A 14,867-nucleotide genomic window follows, 5' to 3' on the forward strand; every position below is an offset into this window, starting at 1 on the left:
ACGCTGCGGTCACAACGCCGAAATTAACTCAAATCGATGACGAGTAGCTACAGGACAGCGAACGTGCCTTGTGCTTTTGCGACCAGTTTGTCGCCCTGCACCACATCGGCCTCGACCACCAATGTGCGCCGGCCCGGGTGGATCACCCGCGCCGTGCACATCACCTCGCCGTCAGAGACGGCGCGGATGTAGTTGATCTTGCACTCGATGGTCGCGCTCTGCTGGTCAAAGCCGTGGGTGCTGGAACAGGCCAGCCCCATGGCAATGTCCACCAGGCTGAACAAGGCCCCGCCGTGCAGCTTGCCACCGCGATTGCGCAGCTCCGGTTCCAGCGCCAGGGCGACTTGCGCCACCCCGGTTTCCAGACTGTGCAAGCGGCAGCCCAGTAGCTTGAAAAACGCGCTTTCGGTGAGCCCGGCGGGAATGTCCATCAGCGTTTCTTCAACTGCTTGGCATTGGCGAACAGCGAAGCCATGGCATTGTTGCTCGGTGCTGCCGCCGTGGTTTCCTTGCGCGGTGCGGTGTTCTGGGACTGGCGTGGCGCCGACCCCGGACGCGCACCGCGAGCGCCGTCGATTTTCTCGCCTGGGGTGTCGCTCATGCGCATCGACAGGCCCACGCGTTTGCGCGGGATGTCGACTTCCATGACCTTCACTTTCACCACGTCACCGGCCTTCACCGCTTCGCGAGGATCCTTGATGAACTTCTCCGAAAGTGCGGAGATGTGCACCAAACCGTCCTGATGCACGCCGATATCGACGAAGGCACCGAAGTTGGTCACGTTGGTCACCACGCCTTCGAGGATCATGCCCAGTTGCAGGTCCTTGAGGTCTTCGACGCCTTCCTGGAACTCGGCGGTCTTGAACTCGGGGCGCGGGTCGCGGCCGGGTTTTTCCAGTTCCTGAAGGATGTCGGTCACGGTTGGCAGACCGAAGGTTTCATCGGTGTACTTCTTCGGATCGAGACGCTTGAGGAACGCGGCATCGCCAATCAGCGAGCGGATGTCACGGTCGGTTTCGGCGGCGATGCGCTGAACCAGCGGATAGGCTTCCGGGTGAACCGCCGACGAGTCCAGCGGGTTTTCGCCGTTCATGACGCGCAGGAATCCGGCGGCCTGTTCGAAGGTTTTTTCACCCAAGCGCGCGACTTTTTTCAGCGCAGCGCGGGTCTTGAACGCGCCATGCTCGTCGCGGTGGCTGACGATGTTCTGCGCCAGGGTCGCGTTGAGGCCGGAGATCCGTGCCAGCAGCGCCACGGAAGCAGTGTTCACGTCGACGCCGACGGCGTTCACGCAGTCCTCGACCACCGCATCCAGGCCACGGGCCAGTTTCAGCTGCGACACGTCGTGCTGGTACTGGCCGACACCGATGGATTTCGGATCGATCTTCACCAGCTCAGCCAGAGGGTCTTGCAGGCGACGGGCAATCGATACGGCGCCACGGATCGACACGTCGAGGTCCGGGAATTCCTTGGAAGCCAGTTCCGATGCCGAGTAAACCGATGCGCCGGCCTCGGAAACCATGACCTTAGTCATCTTCATGGCCGGATATTTTTTGATCAGTTCAGCGGCCAGCTTGTCGGTCTCGCGGCTGGCGGTACCGTTGCCGATGGCGATCAGGTCCACCGAGTGCTTGGCGCACAGGGCGGCGAGCACGGCGAGGGTCTGGTCCCACTTGTTGTGTGGCACGTGCGGGTAAACCGTGGCGTGATCCAGCAGCTTGCCGGTGGAGTCGACCACGGCGACCTTGCAACCGGTGCGCAGGCCCGGGTCGAGGCCCAAAGTGGCGCGCGGGCCGGCCGGGGCCGACAGCAGCAGGTCGTGCAGGTTGTGGGCGAACACGTTGATCGCTTCGGTTTCCGCGCCATCGCGCAGCTCGCCCAGCAAATCAGTCTCCAGATGGGTGTAGAGCTTGACCTTCCAGGTCCAGCGCACCACTTCGCCCAGCCATTTGTCGGCGGCGCGGTTCTGGTTCTGGATGCCGAATTGCTGGCCGATCATGCCTTCGCACGGGTGCATGGTGCCCGGCAGTTCGTCGCCGACTTTCAGCGCGGAGCTGAGGATGCCTTCGTTGCGGCCACGGAAAATTGCCAGCGCGCGGTGCGACGGCATGCTTTTGAGTGGTTCGTCGTGTTCGAAGTAATCGCGGAACTTGGCGCCTTCCTCTTCCTTGCCGGCAATCACGCGGGCACTGAGGGTGGCTTCCTGCTTGAGGTAGTTGCGCAGCTTGTCCAAGAGGCCTGCGTCTTCGGCGAAGCGTTCCATCAGGATGTACTTGGCGCCTTCGAGGGCAGCCTTCACATCGGCCACGCCTTTTTCTGCGTCGATGAAACGTGCGGCTTCGGTTTCCGGGCTCAGGGACGGGTCGTTGAACAGGCCGTCGGCCAGCTCGCCGAGGCCGGCTTCCAGGGCGATCTGGCCCTTGGTGCGGCGCTTCTGCTTGTACGGCAGGTACAAGTCTTCGAGACGGGTCTTGGTGTCGGCGAGCTTGATGTCGCGTTCAAGTTGCGGGGTCAGCTTGCCCTGCTCCTGGATGCTGGCGAGGATGCTGATACGCCGTTCGTCGAGTTCTCGCAGGTAGCGCAGGCGCTCTTCCAGATGACGCAATTGCGTATCGTCGAGGCTGCCGGTCACTTCTTTCCGGTAACGGGCGATGAAGGGAACGGTAGAGCCTTCATCGAGTAGCGCGACGGCCGCTTCGACCTGTTGTGGGCGTACACCGAGTTCCTCGGCGATGCGGCTGTTGATGCTGTCCATAAAACCACCTGACAAATTGTGAAAGCAGGCTCGCAGGCGCAGAGATAGGGCCTCGGCGAGTCTGGTTGAGCGGCCTGGCCTGCGCCGCTACCTGGATCAAAAGGTATCCCGTTGACCCGTGAAATCGAACAATTACTGCCGACGCCATGAAAATAAATGGTGTCCGTCTGTAGTACCTGTCTGATGTTGCCTGACACAAAAGGCCGCGCATTATAACCAGCGTTACGGCATTCGGGGGCATCGCGGGTTGCCGGTGCAATGGCCGGTTTTCTGGCGGTATAGGAAAAATCTGCTAACAATGCACACGGTGCGTATAACGGCAGCTACGCCATAATGCGTGCCGAGATCAAAGGAGCATCCAATGAGCAGCACTGCACAAACTGCTGAAGGCGAAAAAATTCTTATCGTTGACGACGATCCGGGGCTCAGCAGCCTGCTGGAGCGTTTTTTCGTCAGCAAGGGCTACCGCGCCCGCGCCGTACCGAACACCGAGCAAATGGATCGCCTGCTGGCGCGCGAAGTATTCAACCTGGTCGTCCTCGACCTGATGCTGCCCGGCGAAGACGGCCTGACCGCCTGCCGCCGCCTGCGCAATGCGAACAACCAGATTCCGATCATCATGCTCACCGCCAAGGGCGACGAACTGAGCCGCATCAAGGGCCTGGAACTGGGCGCCGACGATTACCTGGCCAAGCCGTTCAACCCGGATGAACTGATGGCTCGCGTCAAAGCGGTCCTGCGTCGCCAGTCGGCTCCGGTGCCGGGCGCGCCAGGCAGCGAAGACGAAAGCGTAACCTTCGGTGACTACGAGTTGTCCCTGGCTACCCGCGAGCTCAAGCGCGGCGAAGAAGTGCACATGCTCACCACCGGTGAATTCGCTGTGCTCAAGGCCCTGGTGATGAACGCGCGTCAACCGCTGACCCGCGACAAACTGATGAACCTGGCCCGTGGCCGCGAGTGGGATGCCCTGGAGCGTTCCATCGACGTGCAGATTTCCCGTCTGCGCCGGATGATAGAGCCTGATCCGTCCAAACCGCGTTACATCCAGACTGTCTGGGGCGTGGGTTACGTGTTTGTACCGGATGGTACCGCCACCAAGTGATTGGCGAATTGTAGGAACGGGTCATGCGGACAACGGATCAATCGATCCTGTCCGCAGACTCGCGATCCGCAATATGCGAGCATCGCTCGCTCCTGCAAGTGTTTAACGGTTATCCATGAAAACCCCCGTTTGGTTCCCCCAGAGCTTCTTCTCCCGCACCCTTTGGCTGGTGCTCATCGTCGTACTCTTCTCCAAGGCACTGACCCTGGTTTATCTGCTGATGAACGAAGACGTGCTGGTGGACCGCCAGTACAGCCACGGTGTCGCCCTGACGCTGCGCGCCTATTGGGCTGCCGATGAAGAAAACCGCGGCAAGATCGCCGAGGCTGCGACCCTGATCCGGGTGGTGGGTGCCGGCGTGCCGGAAGGTGAACAGCACTGGCCTTACAGCGAGATCTACCAGCGGCAGATGCAGGCGGAGCTGGGTGCCGACACTGAAGTCCGGCTGCGCATGCATTCGCCACCGGCGCTGTGGGTCCGGGCGCCAAGCCTGGGCGATGGCTGGCTGAAAGTACCGCTTTATCCCCATCCGTTGCGCGGCCAGAAAATCTGGAACGTGCTGGGCTGGTTCCTCGCTATTGGTCTGCTGTCCACCGCTTCGGCCTGGATCTTCGTCAGCCAGCTCAATCAACCTTTGAAGCGCCTGGTGTATGCCGCGCGGCAACTCGGCCAGGGCCGCAGCGTGCGCCTGCCGATCAGCGATACGCCGAGTGAAATGACCGAGGTTTACCGCGCCTTCAACCAGATGGCCGAAGACGTCGAACAGGCCGGTCGAGAGCGTGAACTGATGCTGGCCGGGGTGTCCCACGACTTGCGTACGCCGCTGACACGCTTGCGCCTGTCCCTGGAACTGATGGGCGATCGCACCGACCTGACTGACGACATGGTGCGTGACATCGAAGACATGGACGCGATTCTCGATCAGTTCCTGGCGTTCATTCGCGACGGGCGTGACGAGTCGGTGGAAGAGGTTGACCTGAGTGACCTGGTCCGTGAAGTTGCCGCGCCGTATAACCAGACCGAAGAAAAAGTGCGATTGCGTCTGGAACCTATCCAGCCGTTTCCATTGCGTCGTGTGTCGATGAAGCGGCTGCTGAACAACCTGATCGGCAACGCGCTGCATCATGCTGGCAACGGTGTGGAGGTGGCGGCGTATGTATCCGGGGACACCAGCGCACCGTATGTGGTGCTGAGTGTCATGGACCGTGGTGCCGGGATCGATCCGTCGGAGCTGGAGGCGATTTTCAACCCGTTCACCCGGGGTGATCGTGCCCGGGGAGGCAAAGGTACCGGATTAGGTCTGGCGATCGTGAAGCGGATTGCTTCGATGCATGGCGGCAACGTTGAGCTGCGTAACCGCTCGGGCGGTGGGCTGGAGGCGCGGGTGCGGTTGCCGTTGGGGTTGATGTTGCCGCGGGATGCTGTTTAGCAAACACAGAGGCCTTTGTGGCGAGGGAGCTTGCTCCCGTTCGGCTGCGCAGCAGCCGCAAAACCAGACAACCGTGTCTGAAGTACAAGAACACGATTGTGGGATTTGGGAGTCCTTCGGCCTCCAGCGGGAGCAAGCTCCCTCGCCACAGTTGATGAGCCTCAGCCCTTGCCCTTGGTCCGAGTCATATTCGGCCCACCATTCTTCTCCAGATGTTCAATGATGATCCCCGCCACATTCTTCCCGGTGGTGGTCTCAATCCCCTCAAGTCCCGGCGACGAGTTAACTTCCATCACCAACGGTCCGTGATTGGAGCGCAGGATGTCGACGCCTGCCACTGCCAGCCCCATGACCTTCGCCGCACGCAACGCTGTCATGCGTTCTTCCGGCGTGATCTTGATCAGGCTCGCGCTGCCACCGCGATGCAGGTTGGAGCGAAACTCGCCGGGCTTGGCCTGGCGCTTCATCGCTGCAATTACCTTGTCACCGACGACGAAGCAGCGAATGTCCGCACCACCGGCTTCCTTGATGTACTCCTGAACCATGATGTTCTGCTTGAGGCCCATGAACGCCTCGATCACCGATTCCGCAGCCGTGGCGGTTTCGCACAGCACCACGCCGATGCCTTGGGTGCCTTCCAGCACCTTGATCACCAACGGCGCGCCGTTGACCATTTCGATCAGGTCGGGAATGTCATCGGGGGAGTGGGCAAACCCGGTCACCGGCAAACCGATCCCGCGACGGGACAGCAATTGCAGCGAACGCAGCTTGTCCCGCGAACGGGCAATGGCCACCGATTCGTTGAGCGGAAATACCCCCATCATTTCGAACTGGCGCAGCACTGCGCAGCCATAAAAGGTCACGGATGCGCCGATCCGTGGAATCACCGCATCGAAGCCTTCCAGCGGTTTGCCGCGGTAGTGGATCTGCGGCTTGTGGCTGGCGATGTTCATGTAGGCGCGCAAGGTGTCGACCACCACCATTTCATGGCCACGCTCGGTACCGGCTTCGACCAGACGACGGGTGGAATACAGACGCGGATTCCGCGACAGCACAGCGATCTTCATGCAACACCTGTGGAGGAGGTAGATACCGGGAACACCGGCTTGTCTTGTACATACTTGATGCCCGGATTGACCACCAACTGGCCGTGGATCAGGGCTTTGGAGCCGAGTAGCAGGCGATAACGCATGGACTTGCGGCAGGCGAGCGTGAATTCGACCCGCCAGACCCGATCACCAAGGGCCAGGGTGGTGCTGATCACGTATCGCACCTGCGCGTGACCGTTTGAGCTTTTAATGGTTTTCCTCGTCACCAGCGGTGCTTCGCAGCGCCGGTGTCGCAACTGAACCACCGTGCCCAGGTGCGCCGTGAAACGCACCCACTGCTCACCGTCCCGGTCAAATGTCTCGATGTCGGTGGCATGCAGGCTGGAGGTGCTGGCGCCGGTGTCGATTTTTGCCCGAAGGCCGGCGACTCCCAAATCAGGGAGCGCCACCCACTCGCGCAGACCGACAACGGTCAAATGGTCAAATGTCTTCAAAATTGCTCAACCGGTAGAAACCGCAGTGGCCGCAGGCGGCCAAATTCGCGGTATTCACGCAGAATAATGGTTAAAAGGCGACAGATATCTACAGCCCGGATTTCCAGTCTCGCAAGGAGGTTATGGAATGTCAGCATTGTAGTCCGGGATGGAGTAATTCTTGGTACGACAGAAACGGTAGTACAGTTCACCAATATTTCAGAATGAGGAAATTCCATGGCACAAAAAAACGAAGAGGACGACAAAGTCCGCCTCGATAAATGGTTGTGGGCTGCACGATTCTACAAAACCCGCGCCTTGGCCAAGGCGGCGATTGAAAGCGGCAAGGTGCATTGCCGGGGCGAGCGTTGCAAGCCGGGTAAAGAGCCGCGGGTCGGCGATGAGTTTGTGATCCGCACCGGTTTCGAGGAGCGCACGGTGGTGGTTCAGGCGTTGTCGATCGTTCGCCGCGGCGCGCCGCAAGCGCAGACCTTGTATGCCGAAACCCTGGCCAGCATCGCCAAACGCGAAGAGGCCGCGGCGCAAAGAAAAGCCGGAGCCCTGGGTGTGAGCACCGACGGTAAGCCGAGCAAGAAACAGCGGCGGGATTTGTTCAAGTTTCGTGGCAGCAGTAACGACGACTAATACAGATATTTCTCGGGCGAGTGCCGCGTACTCACCCGGCCTCACCGCGTCTTAAGGCCAAGACTTGCAATTGACCCGGTGCGCATCCATATCTGTGCTTCGCCAGCAGTGCATCGCATGGACGATATCGCCGCTCGTCGAAAATCACACACAGTCTCTGACCTGTAGGCCATAACCACATTGCCAGCAGTGCAGGGCGGGAAACGACCCAAAACCCATCAGCGCTTTTTCCACCTTGCTTGGATCAGGCCCGGATTGTTCATAAAATGCCTTTCATGGCTGAATGTTGCGCACCCGAGGGGTGGCGCAGGGTAAATTTCTTGTGTCCTGTAACCTTTTTCACTAATTCAGATACCCAGACCTATGACCGATCACGCGGATAACGACTTCACCCAACGCTTCATCTTCGATGACAGCGACACCCGTGGCGAACTGGTCTCGTTGGAGCTCAGCTACGCCGAAGTCCTGGCCAAACACGCCTACCCGCAGCCGGTCGCGCAACTGCTCGGCGAGCTGATGGCGGCCGCATCGTTGCTGGTCGGCACGTTGAAGTTCGATGGCTTGCTGATTCTGCAGGCACGCTCCGAAGGCCCGATCCCGCTGCTGATGATCGAGTGCTCCAGCGAGCGCGACATCCGGGGCCTGGCCCGTTACGAGGCGGACCGCATCGCACCTGATGCTACCCTGGCTGACCTGATGCCGGACGGCTCGCTGACATTGACCGTCGACCCGAAACGGGGCCAACGCTACCAGGGCGTCGTCGATCTGGATGGCGAAACGTTGTCCGACTGCTTCACCAACTACTTCGTCATGTCCCAGCAGATTGGCACCCGCATCAAGCTCTGCGCCGATGGTCGTCGTGCCCGTGGCCTGTTGCTGCAACAACTGCCGGCCGACCGTTTGAAAGACGAAGACGAACGCGCCGCCAGCTGGCAGCACATCACCACCCTGGGCGGTACGCTGACCGCCGACGAGCTGTTGAGCCTGGACAACGAAACCGTGCTGCATCGCCTGTACCACGACGAGCAGGTGCGTCTGTTCGATGTGCAGAAGCTGCGCTTCCGTTGCAGCTGCTCGCGCGAACGTTCGGCCAATGCGCTGGTCAGTCTGGGTATGGAAGACGCGCAGCAATTGGTGGTCGAACACGGTGGCAACATCGAAATCGATTGCCAGTTCTGCAACCAGCGCTACCTGTTTGACGCGGCCGATGTCACTCAATTGTTCGCCGGCGCGGGTATCGAGACGCCGTCAGATACCCGTCACTAAAACGGTTCAGCGCAGGTAAATTCACTGCCTTGCGCCGGATTAACGCCGTTACGACAGGAGGGGTCTACTTTTTTTGGGCTTTTCTGGCATAATCCGGCCCACTTTTTCCGCGGTAGTAGTGCGCGACTTTCTACTACAAAAACGTTTGGAGCACTCGGCCACTGGCCGACGGGGAACCTCATGACGCAAGCCAACAATGCCGTGTACACCGATCTGAGTGTTGATGATCTGGTTAAAGAAGCCCTCAACCGCGGTGAAGGCGAGCTTGCCGATACCGGCGCACTGGTCGTTCGTACCGGTCACCGTACCGGCCGTTCGCCAGTCGATCGTTTCATCGTTGAAGAGCCAAGCACTCAGGCCGCCATCGCCTGGGGCCCGATCAACCGCAAGTTCCCGGCCGACAAGTTCGACGCCCTGTGGGCTCGCGTTGAGGCATTCAACAACGCGCAAGAGCATTTCGTTTCCCACGTGCATGTAGGTGCGGCTTCCGAGCACTACCTGGCCGTGAAGATGACCACCCAGACTGCCTGGCAGAACCTGTTCGGCCGTTGCCTGTTCATCAACCCGGCTCAGTACAACCCGGCGGGTCGTGACGAGTGGCAAGTGCTCAACGTTGCCAACTTCGAGTGCGTGCCAGAGCGTGACGGCACCAACTCCGACGGCTGCGTGATCCTCAACTTCGCACAGAAGAAAGTGCTGATCGCCGGCATGCGTTACGCCGGTGAAATGAAGAAAGCCATGTTCTCGGTGCAGAACTTCCTGCTGCCGGCTGCCGACGTACTGCCAATGCACTGCGCCGCCAACATCGGCGAAGAAGGCGACGTGACCCTGTTCTTCGGTCTGTCCGGCACTGGTAAAACCACCCTGTCGGCCGACGAAAGCCGTTACCTGATCGGTGACGACGAACACGGCTGGGGCGAAGGCGTTGTGTTCAACATCGAAGGCGGTTGCTATGCCAAGTGCATCGACCTGTCCGAGAAGAACGAGCCGGTTATCTGGAAAGCCATCAAGCACGGCGCGGTATTGGAAAACGTCGTTATCGACGATGCCAAGCACGCCGACTACGCCGATGTCAGCCTGACCCAGAACAGCCGCGCCGCCTACCCGCTGGAGCACGTTGCCAAGCGCTCCGAGAAGAACCTCGGTGGCGAGCCGAACGCTGTGATCTTCCTGACCTGCGACCTGACCGGCGTGCTGCCGCCAGTGTCGATCCTCAACGAAGAACAAGCGGCTTACCACTTCCTGTCCGGTTACACCGCTCTGGTCGGTTCGACCGAAATGGGTTCGGGCAGCGGCATCAAGTCGACCTTCTCCACCTGCTTCGGCGCACCGTTCTTCCCGCGTCCGGCCGGCGAATACGCTGAGCTGCTGATCAAGCGCATCCGCGGCTTCGGCTCCAAGGTCTACCTGGTCAACACCGGCTGGACCGGCGGTGGCTACGGCGTCGGCAAACGCTTCAACATCCCGACCACCCGTGCCGTGATCGCAGCGATCCAGAGCGGCGCGCTGATCGGTACCGAGACCGAGCACCTGGACACCATCAACCTCGACGTGCCAGTGGCCGTACCGGGCGTTGAGACTGACCTGCTGAACCCACGCAACACCTGGGCCGACAAAGCCGCCTACGACGAAGCCGCCAAAGCACTGGCCGGCCTGTTCATCGAGAACTTCAAGAAGTTCGAAGTGAGCGACGCGATCAAGGCTGCTGGTCCAAAGCTGTAAGCGTTGGATTGAGCTAACGAAGAAGCCGCCCCTCGGGGCGGCTTTTTTGTGCGCAAAATTCAGTTTTTCGCGGGCAAGTCAGAATGCGCCGGGCCGTTACAGGCCTTCGAGCTCATCCGTGTCCCAGCGTTGGGCCTTGATGGCCCGGTAGAGCATGCCGATGGTCAATGGCACCTTCTCGCCGCGACCCTTGGCTTTTCGCTTCAGATTCACGTCAAAGCCGTCGGGCTGGAAATAGCGATAGCTGTCGAAATCCACGAAATCGATGGCGAAGTGGTCTTCCAGGGTTTCGATCAAATGCCGGGCGTCTGCACCGTTGCAGTCCAGGTCGAAATTGATCGAGGTGCTGAGGCTGATGGTTTTGCGTTCGGGGAAGCCGAGTTCTTCATGCAGCAGTTGCATGAGTTGCTGCATCAAGTGGTCGTCGGGGAGGTTGGGGGCGAGGTTCATTGGGGGAGATCCGATTGGGCCTGAACGGATCTTATTGGTCGTCGGACTTGAGAGGAAGGGCCGCCTGAGTTGATTACTTCTGGCTCAGCGTTTCCAGTTTGCACGGAGGACCGACGTTCACCCCGTAGGATCTCGTTCATTTGTTGCACGCTTTCCATTAGCTCATCAAAAAAACTGCTCATGGTTTCCTTCTGTATCCGATGAGGGCATTGAGTGGTTTGTTTCCATCGGAGCAATTCTTGTTTCTTGATCGCTCCTGCGCAGTGCGTGGGAGCGATCTCCATTAAAGATCAGACCGGGGCTTTCCAGTTGAGCATGCGTTGCTGGGCGACTTTGAGCAGGTCGCAGCCATCCTGGGTCAGCAGGTAGAGGGCGTGGGTGATGTGCGGGATGTCTTCGAGGTCGCCGTGTTTGAAGCATTGGCAGTGCAGGGTTTGCAGCAATTCGCTGGAGGCCCGGATGCGCTGGAGGGCGGCTTCGAGGATGTCTTGGGGGTTGGCCTCTGTGTCGATGATCAGGGCCGGGGTGTCGGTGAGGTTGGTGTGGAGTGGGCGGTAGCGATTTGGAAACGGGTTCAGAGTTGACATGGCATGTACTCGGTTTGTTGTTAATTAACCGCCAGCACCGTGACCAAACGATGGGAGGCGGACTGTGCGCAGGCTTGGTCAACCGAGAACAACAACTCGGCTCGCCCGAAGGCGTCCCGCACACAGCCGCCATAGCAATGCACCACGAGGACATAGATGTCCGCGGCGCGAATGATGGCACACATGTGTGCGTTGTTCTCAGGTGACCAAACCTGATCGCTGATTTTGCAGCGAAGGGGAGACAGTAAAATTTTGTTGTTAGACGCGATAGGCGACAAGGTGTCTTCTTTTGTAGGACTGTGCCGAAGCTTTGATAGGGCGTTGCTTACGGACTTATCGCCTGCGCAATTTTTCGCGTTTGATTGCCATCAAGCGTTTGGCTTCTTCATCTGGAATGCTGGGACGGAGATTATCGAGGCCGGCTTGTACTTGGGCTTTGAACCATGCGTCGTAGGCTGCTTGTTTGAGCGGTTCTTGGGTATCGGGCATTTTATTTTTTATCAGGTTCACCGCGTTATCGTTCTTCGCGAGCAGGCTCGCTCCCAGGCGGTTGTGGTGTTCTTCAGCCGGTGAGTTTCGGCAAGCGCTGTCGGGCGATGTCGAGCAGGTCATTGCCGTCCTGGGTCAGCAGGTACAGGGCGCTGACGATCTTGGGGATGTCGTTCGCTTCGGCCTGTTTGAAACATGTGCAATAAAGGGTTTCGAGCAGGTCGCTGGCGGCGCGGATGCGTTGTCGGGCGGCGTCGAGGATCTCGAAGGGGTCGGCCTCGGTATCGATGACCAGCACCGGGGTTTCGCTGTAGCGGGTCTTGAGTGGGTGGTAGCGGGTTGTCAGTGAGTCGGGGTTTTTCATTGAGTGGGTCCTGTGCGAAATCGGCGAGTGTTCCCGGCAGGCCGAGACACTGTTTTCAGCCGCGCTGGAAACTATAGGAGGGTATGGCGTTACGGGACAAGACGGCTGAGATCGACAGGCTTTGTAAGGGTTTTGTCATATTTTGAGGAAGGGGACTACACGTTGGTGCTGGGTTTTCAACGTGGAATGGCGAGAGGTAAAAATGCTTACAGCGTTTTCAGGCGCTTCGCAGTAAATCTCGGTAGAGGGGGCCTCGGACATTGTCGGGTATTTCGAATTTTGCGGTGGGTGTGCTGGCCTCTTCGCGAGCCTGCTCGCGAAAGCGATCTGCCAGTTACCCGATTCCTCAAGCCCTTTGAATCATCCGCTGTATCATCCCCTATCGTTTTTGCCCCCGACCTTTTCTCGACTCGCTGCGATCGCCGGTCAGGCTTTTGACTCCGCAGCGGTCAACGGAGTGACAGCTAATGCACAACACCCTGGAACAGGTTTTCGGTTATCCACAATTTCGACCCGGTCAGGAGGCGGCCGTCAGTGCCGTGCTGGCCGGGCGTTCGGCGGCGGCGATTTTCCCCACCGGTTCCGGCAAATCCCTTTGCTACCAATTGCCGGCGCTGTTGCTGCCGCACCTGACGCTGGTGGTCTCACCCTTGCTGGCGTTGATGCAGGATCAACTGGCGTTCCTGCAACGCCACGGCATCTCGGCGGGCAGTATCGATTCGGCCCAGAGCCGCGATGACGCCAGCGATGTCATGGCCCGGGCAAAATCCGGCGAGCTGAAGATTTTGATGATCTCCGTGGAACGCCTGAAGAACGAGCGCTTCCGGCATTTTTTGCAGCAAGTACCGATCTCGTTGCTGGTGGTGGATGAGGCGCACTGCATTTCCGAATGGGGGCATAACTTTCGCCCGGACTACCTCAAGCTTCCCGACTATCAACGCCAGTTCAACATCCCGCAGGTGTTGCTGCTGACCGCTACGGCGACCCCCAAGGTCATCGCCGACATGCAGGCGAAGTTCGCCATCGCAGCCGACGATGTGGTGACCACCGGTTTCTATCGCCCGAACCTCAATTTGCTGGTGGAGCCAGTTCGCGGAGCGGACAAACGCCGACGCCTGGTCGAGTGGATGAGCCAGCGTCCGGACCAGCCGAGCATCGTCTATGTCACCTTACAGAAAACCGCCGAGCACATCGCTGAACACCTGAACCGCAACGGCATTCAGGCCGAGGCTTATCACGCCGGGTTGCCCCATGAGCAACGGGAAGCGATCCAGCGTCGATTCATGGGCGGGCAGTCCAATTGCATCGTCGCCACCATCGCCTTTGGCATGGGCATCGACAAGAGTGACATCCGCAATGTGGTGCATTTTGACCTGCCCAAATCCATCGAAAACTACAGCCAGGAAATCGGCCGCGCCGGGCGTGACGGGCAGCCGTCGGACTGCCTGGTGTTGGCCAACCGCGACAGCCTCAACGTGCTGGAGAACTTCGTCTACGGCGACACGCCCGAGCTGGATGGCATCCGTTGCGTGCTTGACGAGATGCATGCCGCAGCCACCGAAGGGCAGTGGGAATTTCTGCTGGGGCCATTGGCCGATCAGAGCAATATTCGCCAGTTGCCGCTCAAGACCTTGCTGGTGCAACTCGAGTTGCGCGGGCTGATCGCCCCGCGCTACGCGTACTACGCCGAGTACCGGTTCAAGTATGTGCAGGAGCCCGAGGTGCTATTGGCGCGTTTCGAAGGCGAGCGCAGGGATTTTGTCGCTGCGATCATCCAGACCTCAAGCCGCGCACGGACCTGGGCCACGGTGAATTTCGAGGCGTTGTACGAACAGCATCAGGCCGAGCGCAGTCGGGTGGTCAAGGCGCTGGATTATTTCCAGGAGAAGGGCTGGGTGGAGCTGGAAAGCAAGCAGATGACCGAGGTCTACAGCGTGCTGCAAAGCGGGTTCGACAGCGTCGCGTTGGGCGAGGAACTGCACGGCTGTTTCACTCGGCATGAGCGCACCGAGGTCGCGCGGATTCACGCGATGCTGGACCTGTTCGCCACCGACCGCTGCCTGGGTTATCGCCTGGCCGAGTATTTCGGTGACCACAATGCACCGCAGCAATGCGGACATTGTTCGGTGTGTCATGGGCAAGTGGCGCGGCTACCGGCACCACCGGAGTTGCCGGCCCTTGTGGATAAGAATTTCGAGGCGCTGTGTGGCGGTTTTATCCACAGGCACGAGCAGCACACGGGCAACGTGCCCTCGGCTGAACGCGTGACACGGTTTCTGTGCGGGATCAGCGTGCCGTTGTTCACCAAGCTCAAGGCGCGGTCGATTCCCGGGTTCGCGGCGCTGGAGGATTATCCGTATGCCGGGGTGCGGGAGTGGGCCCAGCGGCATCTGGCAGGCTGAACCACAACCCTTGTGGGAGCGAGCCTGCTCGCGATGAGGCCGGCACATTCAACAGTGATGGCGACTGGCACACCGATATCGCGAGCAGGAATCTCAGGGCCTCGCAGGGGCACATCCATCCGCTGAATGTTGCT

Annotated in this window: 14 protein-coding genes; 6 read left to right on the forward strand and 8 right to left on the reverse strand. The window is 59.7% G+C overall.

Annotated features, from left to right (window positions below):
- Positions 1–47: 47 nt before the first annotated feature.
- Both AC1DVE_RS10780 and AC1DVE_RS10785 read right to left on the reverse strand, forming a co-directional pair.
- The gene (locus tag AC1DVE_RS10780; protein WP_056726920.1) at positions 48–431 is read right to left on the reverse strand and encodes a PaaI family thioesterase; all 384 of its coding nucleotides are present in this window, start codon (positions 429–431) and stop codon (positions 48–50) included.
- Positions 431–2,755: a Tex family protein gene (locus AC1DVE_RS10785; protein WP_223542921.1), complete on the reverse strand. Its 2,325-nt coding sequence runs from the start codon at positions 2,753–2,755 to the stop codon at positions 431–433. Before AC1DVE_RS10785 ends, AC1DVE_RS10780 begins: the two co-directional genes overlap by 1 nt.
- A 361-nt stretch (positions 2,756–3,116) precedes the next feature.
- On the opposite strand from AC1DVE_RS10785, the gene ompR reads away from it, so the two are divergent.
- The gene (gene ompR / locus AC1DVE_RS10790; protein WP_007972873.1) at positions 3,117–3,857 is read left to right on the forward strand and encodes an osmolarity response regulator transcription factor OmpR; all 741 of its coding nucleotides are present in this window, start codon (positions 3,117–3,119) and stop codon (positions 3,855–3,857) included.
- Between the two features lie 115 nt (positions 3,858–3,972).
- The gene (locus AC1DVE_RS10795; protein WP_223457366.1) at positions 3,973–5,286 is read left to right on the forward strand and encodes an ATP-binding protein; all 1,314 of its coding nucleotides are present in this window, start codon (positions 3,973–3,975) and stop codon (positions 5,284–5,286) included.
- Positions 5,287–5,447: 161 nt separating this feature from the next.
- Here the strand turns inward: AC1DVE_RS10795 and rimK are convergent, their stop codons facing one another.
- Together rimK and rimB are read right to left on the reverse strand one after the other, a co-directional pair.
- Entirely contained in the window at positions 5,448–6,353 is a 906-nt protein-coding gene (gene rimK / locus AC1DVE_RS10800) for a 30S ribosomal protein S6--L-glutamate ligase (protein WP_007972871.1), read from the reverse strand.
- Positions 6,350–6,829, reverse strand: a complete 480-nt coding sequence (gene rimB, locus AC1DVE_RS10805; protein WP_150726445.1) for a retropepsin-like aspartic endopeptidase RimB — start codon at positions 6,827–6,829, stop codon at positions 6,350–6,352. The genes rimK and rimB overlap by 4 nt, the downstream gene beginning before the upstream one ends.
- 216 nt (positions 6,830–7,045) lie before the next feature.
- Between rimB and AC1DVE_RS10810 the strand changes: the two genes are divergently transcribed.
- The 3 genes from AC1DVE_RS10810 (at position 7,046) to AC1DVE_RS10820 (ending at position 10,441) form a co-directional block, all read left to right on the forward strand.
- Positions 7,046–7,453, forward strand: coding sequence for an RNA-binding S4 domain-containing protein (locus AC1DVE_RS10810; RefSeq protein WP_223457368.1), 408 nt, complete (start codon positions 7,046–7,048; stop codon positions 7,451–7,453).
- Positions 7,454–7,816: 363 nt separating this feature from the next.
- A complete protein-coding gene (gene hslO / locus AC1DVE_RS10815; RefSeq protein ID WP_095942248.1) occupies positions 7,817–8,719 on the forward strand; it encodes an Hsp33 family molecular chaperone HslO in 903 nt (300 codons plus the stop codon).
- A gap of 180 nt (positions 8,720–8,899) precedes the next feature.
- Positions 8,900–10,441, forward strand: a complete 1,542-nt coding sequence (locus AC1DVE_RS10820; protein WP_223532851.1) for a phosphoenolpyruvate carboxykinase — start codon at positions 8,900–8,902, stop codon at positions 10,439–10,441.
- A 96-nt stretch (positions 10,442–10,537) separates the two neighbouring features.
- Here the strand turns inward: AC1DVE_RS10820 and AC1DVE_RS10825 are convergent, their stop codons facing one another.
- The 4 genes from AC1DVE_RS10825 to AC1DVE_RS10840 all read right to left on the reverse strand — a co-directional run bounded on the left by AC1DVE_RS10825 (position 10,538) and on the right by AC1DVE_RS10840 (position 12,331).
- A complete protein-coding gene (locus AC1DVE_RS10825) occupies positions 10,538–10,891 on the reverse strand; it encodes a DUF1493 family protein (RefSeq protein ID WP_223532849.1) in 354 nt (117 codons plus the stop codon).
- Positions 10,892–11,181: 290 nt separating this feature from the next.
- A complete protein-coding gene (locus AC1DVE_RS10830; protein ID WP_095942254.1) occupies positions 11,182–11,478 on the reverse strand; it encodes a hypothetical protein in 297 nt (98 codons plus the stop codon).
- Between the two features lie 333 nt (positions 11,479–11,811).
- The gene (locus AC1DVE_RS10835) at positions 11,812–11,988 is read right to left on the reverse strand and encodes an antitoxin PaaA2 family protein (protein WP_477783912.1); all 177 of its coding nucleotides are present in this window, start codon (positions 11,986–11,988) and stop codon (positions 11,812–11,814) included.
- 52 nt (positions 11,989–12,040) lie between these two features.
- Positions 12,041–12,331 carry a hypothetical protein gene (locus AC1DVE_RS10840; RefSeq protein WP_223457374.1) on the reverse strand — a complete coding sequence of 97 codons (291 nt, stop codon included), beginning with the start codon at positions 12,329–12,331 and terminating at the stop codon, positions 12,041–12,043.
- 467 nt (positions 12,332–12,798) lie between these two features.
- Here AC1DVE_RS10840 and AC1DVE_RS10845 point away from each other — a divergent pair, with 467 nt between their 5' ends.
- Positions 12,799–14,733, forward strand: a complete 1,935-nt coding sequence (locus AC1DVE_RS10845; RefSeq protein ID WP_223532841.1) for a RecQ family ATP-dependent DNA helicase — start codon at positions 12,799–12,801, stop codon at positions 14,731–14,733.
- Positions 14,734–14,867 lie beyond the last annotated feature (134 nt).

This window comes from Pseudomonas sp. P4_B4, assembly GCF_056402255.1.

Excerpts from the sequence above, each read along its gene's own strand:
- AC1DVE_RS10780 (WP_056726920.1), bottom strand. The coding sequence starts at position 431 with ATGGACATTCCCGCCGGGCTCACCGAAAGCGCGTTTTTCAAGCTACTG.
- AC1DVE_RS10785 (WP_223542921.1), bottom strand. The coding sequence starts at position 2,755 with ATGGACAGCATCAACAGCCGCATCGCCGAGGAACTCGGTGTACGCCCA.
- ompR (WP_007972873.1), top strand. The coding sequence starts at position 3,117 with ATGAGCAGCACTGCACAAACTGCTGAAGGCGAAAAAATTCTTATCGTT.
- AC1DVE_RS10795 (WP_223457366.1), top strand. The coding sequence starts at position 3,973 with ATGAAAACCCCCGTTTGGTTCCCCCAGAGCTTCTTCTCCCGCACCCTT.
- rimK (WP_007972871.1), bottom strand. The coding sequence starts at position 6,353 with ATGAAGATCGCTGTGCTGTCGCGGAATCCGCGTCTGTATTCCACCCGT.
- AC1DVE_RS10810 (WP_223457368.1), top strand. The coding sequence starts at position 7,046 with ATGGCACAAAAAAACGAAGAGGACGACAAAGTCCGCCTCGATAAATGG.
- hslO (WP_095942248.1), top strand. The coding sequence starts at position 7,817 with ATGACCGATCACGCGGATAACGACTTCACCCAACGCTTCATCTTCGAT.
- AC1DVE_RS10820 (WP_223532851.1), top strand. The coding sequence starts at position 8,900 with ATGACGCAAGCCAACAATGCCGTGTACACCGATCTGAGTGTTGATGAT.
- AC1DVE_RS10825 (WP_223532849.1), bottom strand. The coding sequence starts at position 10,891 with ATGAACCTCGCCCCCAACCTCCCCGACGACCACTTGATGCAGCAACTC.
- AC1DVE_RS10830 (WP_095942254.1), bottom strand. The coding sequence starts at position 11,478 with ATGTCAACTCTGAACCCGTTTCCAAATCGCTACCGCCCACTCCACACC.
- AC1DVE_RS10840 (WP_223457374.1), bottom strand. The coding sequence starts at position 12,331 with ATGAAAAACCCCGACTCACTGACAACCCGCTACCACCCACTCAAGACC.
- AC1DVE_RS10845 (WP_223532841.1), top strand. The coding sequence starts at position 12,799 with ATGCACAACACCCTGGAACAGGTTTTCGGTTATCCACAATTTCGACCC.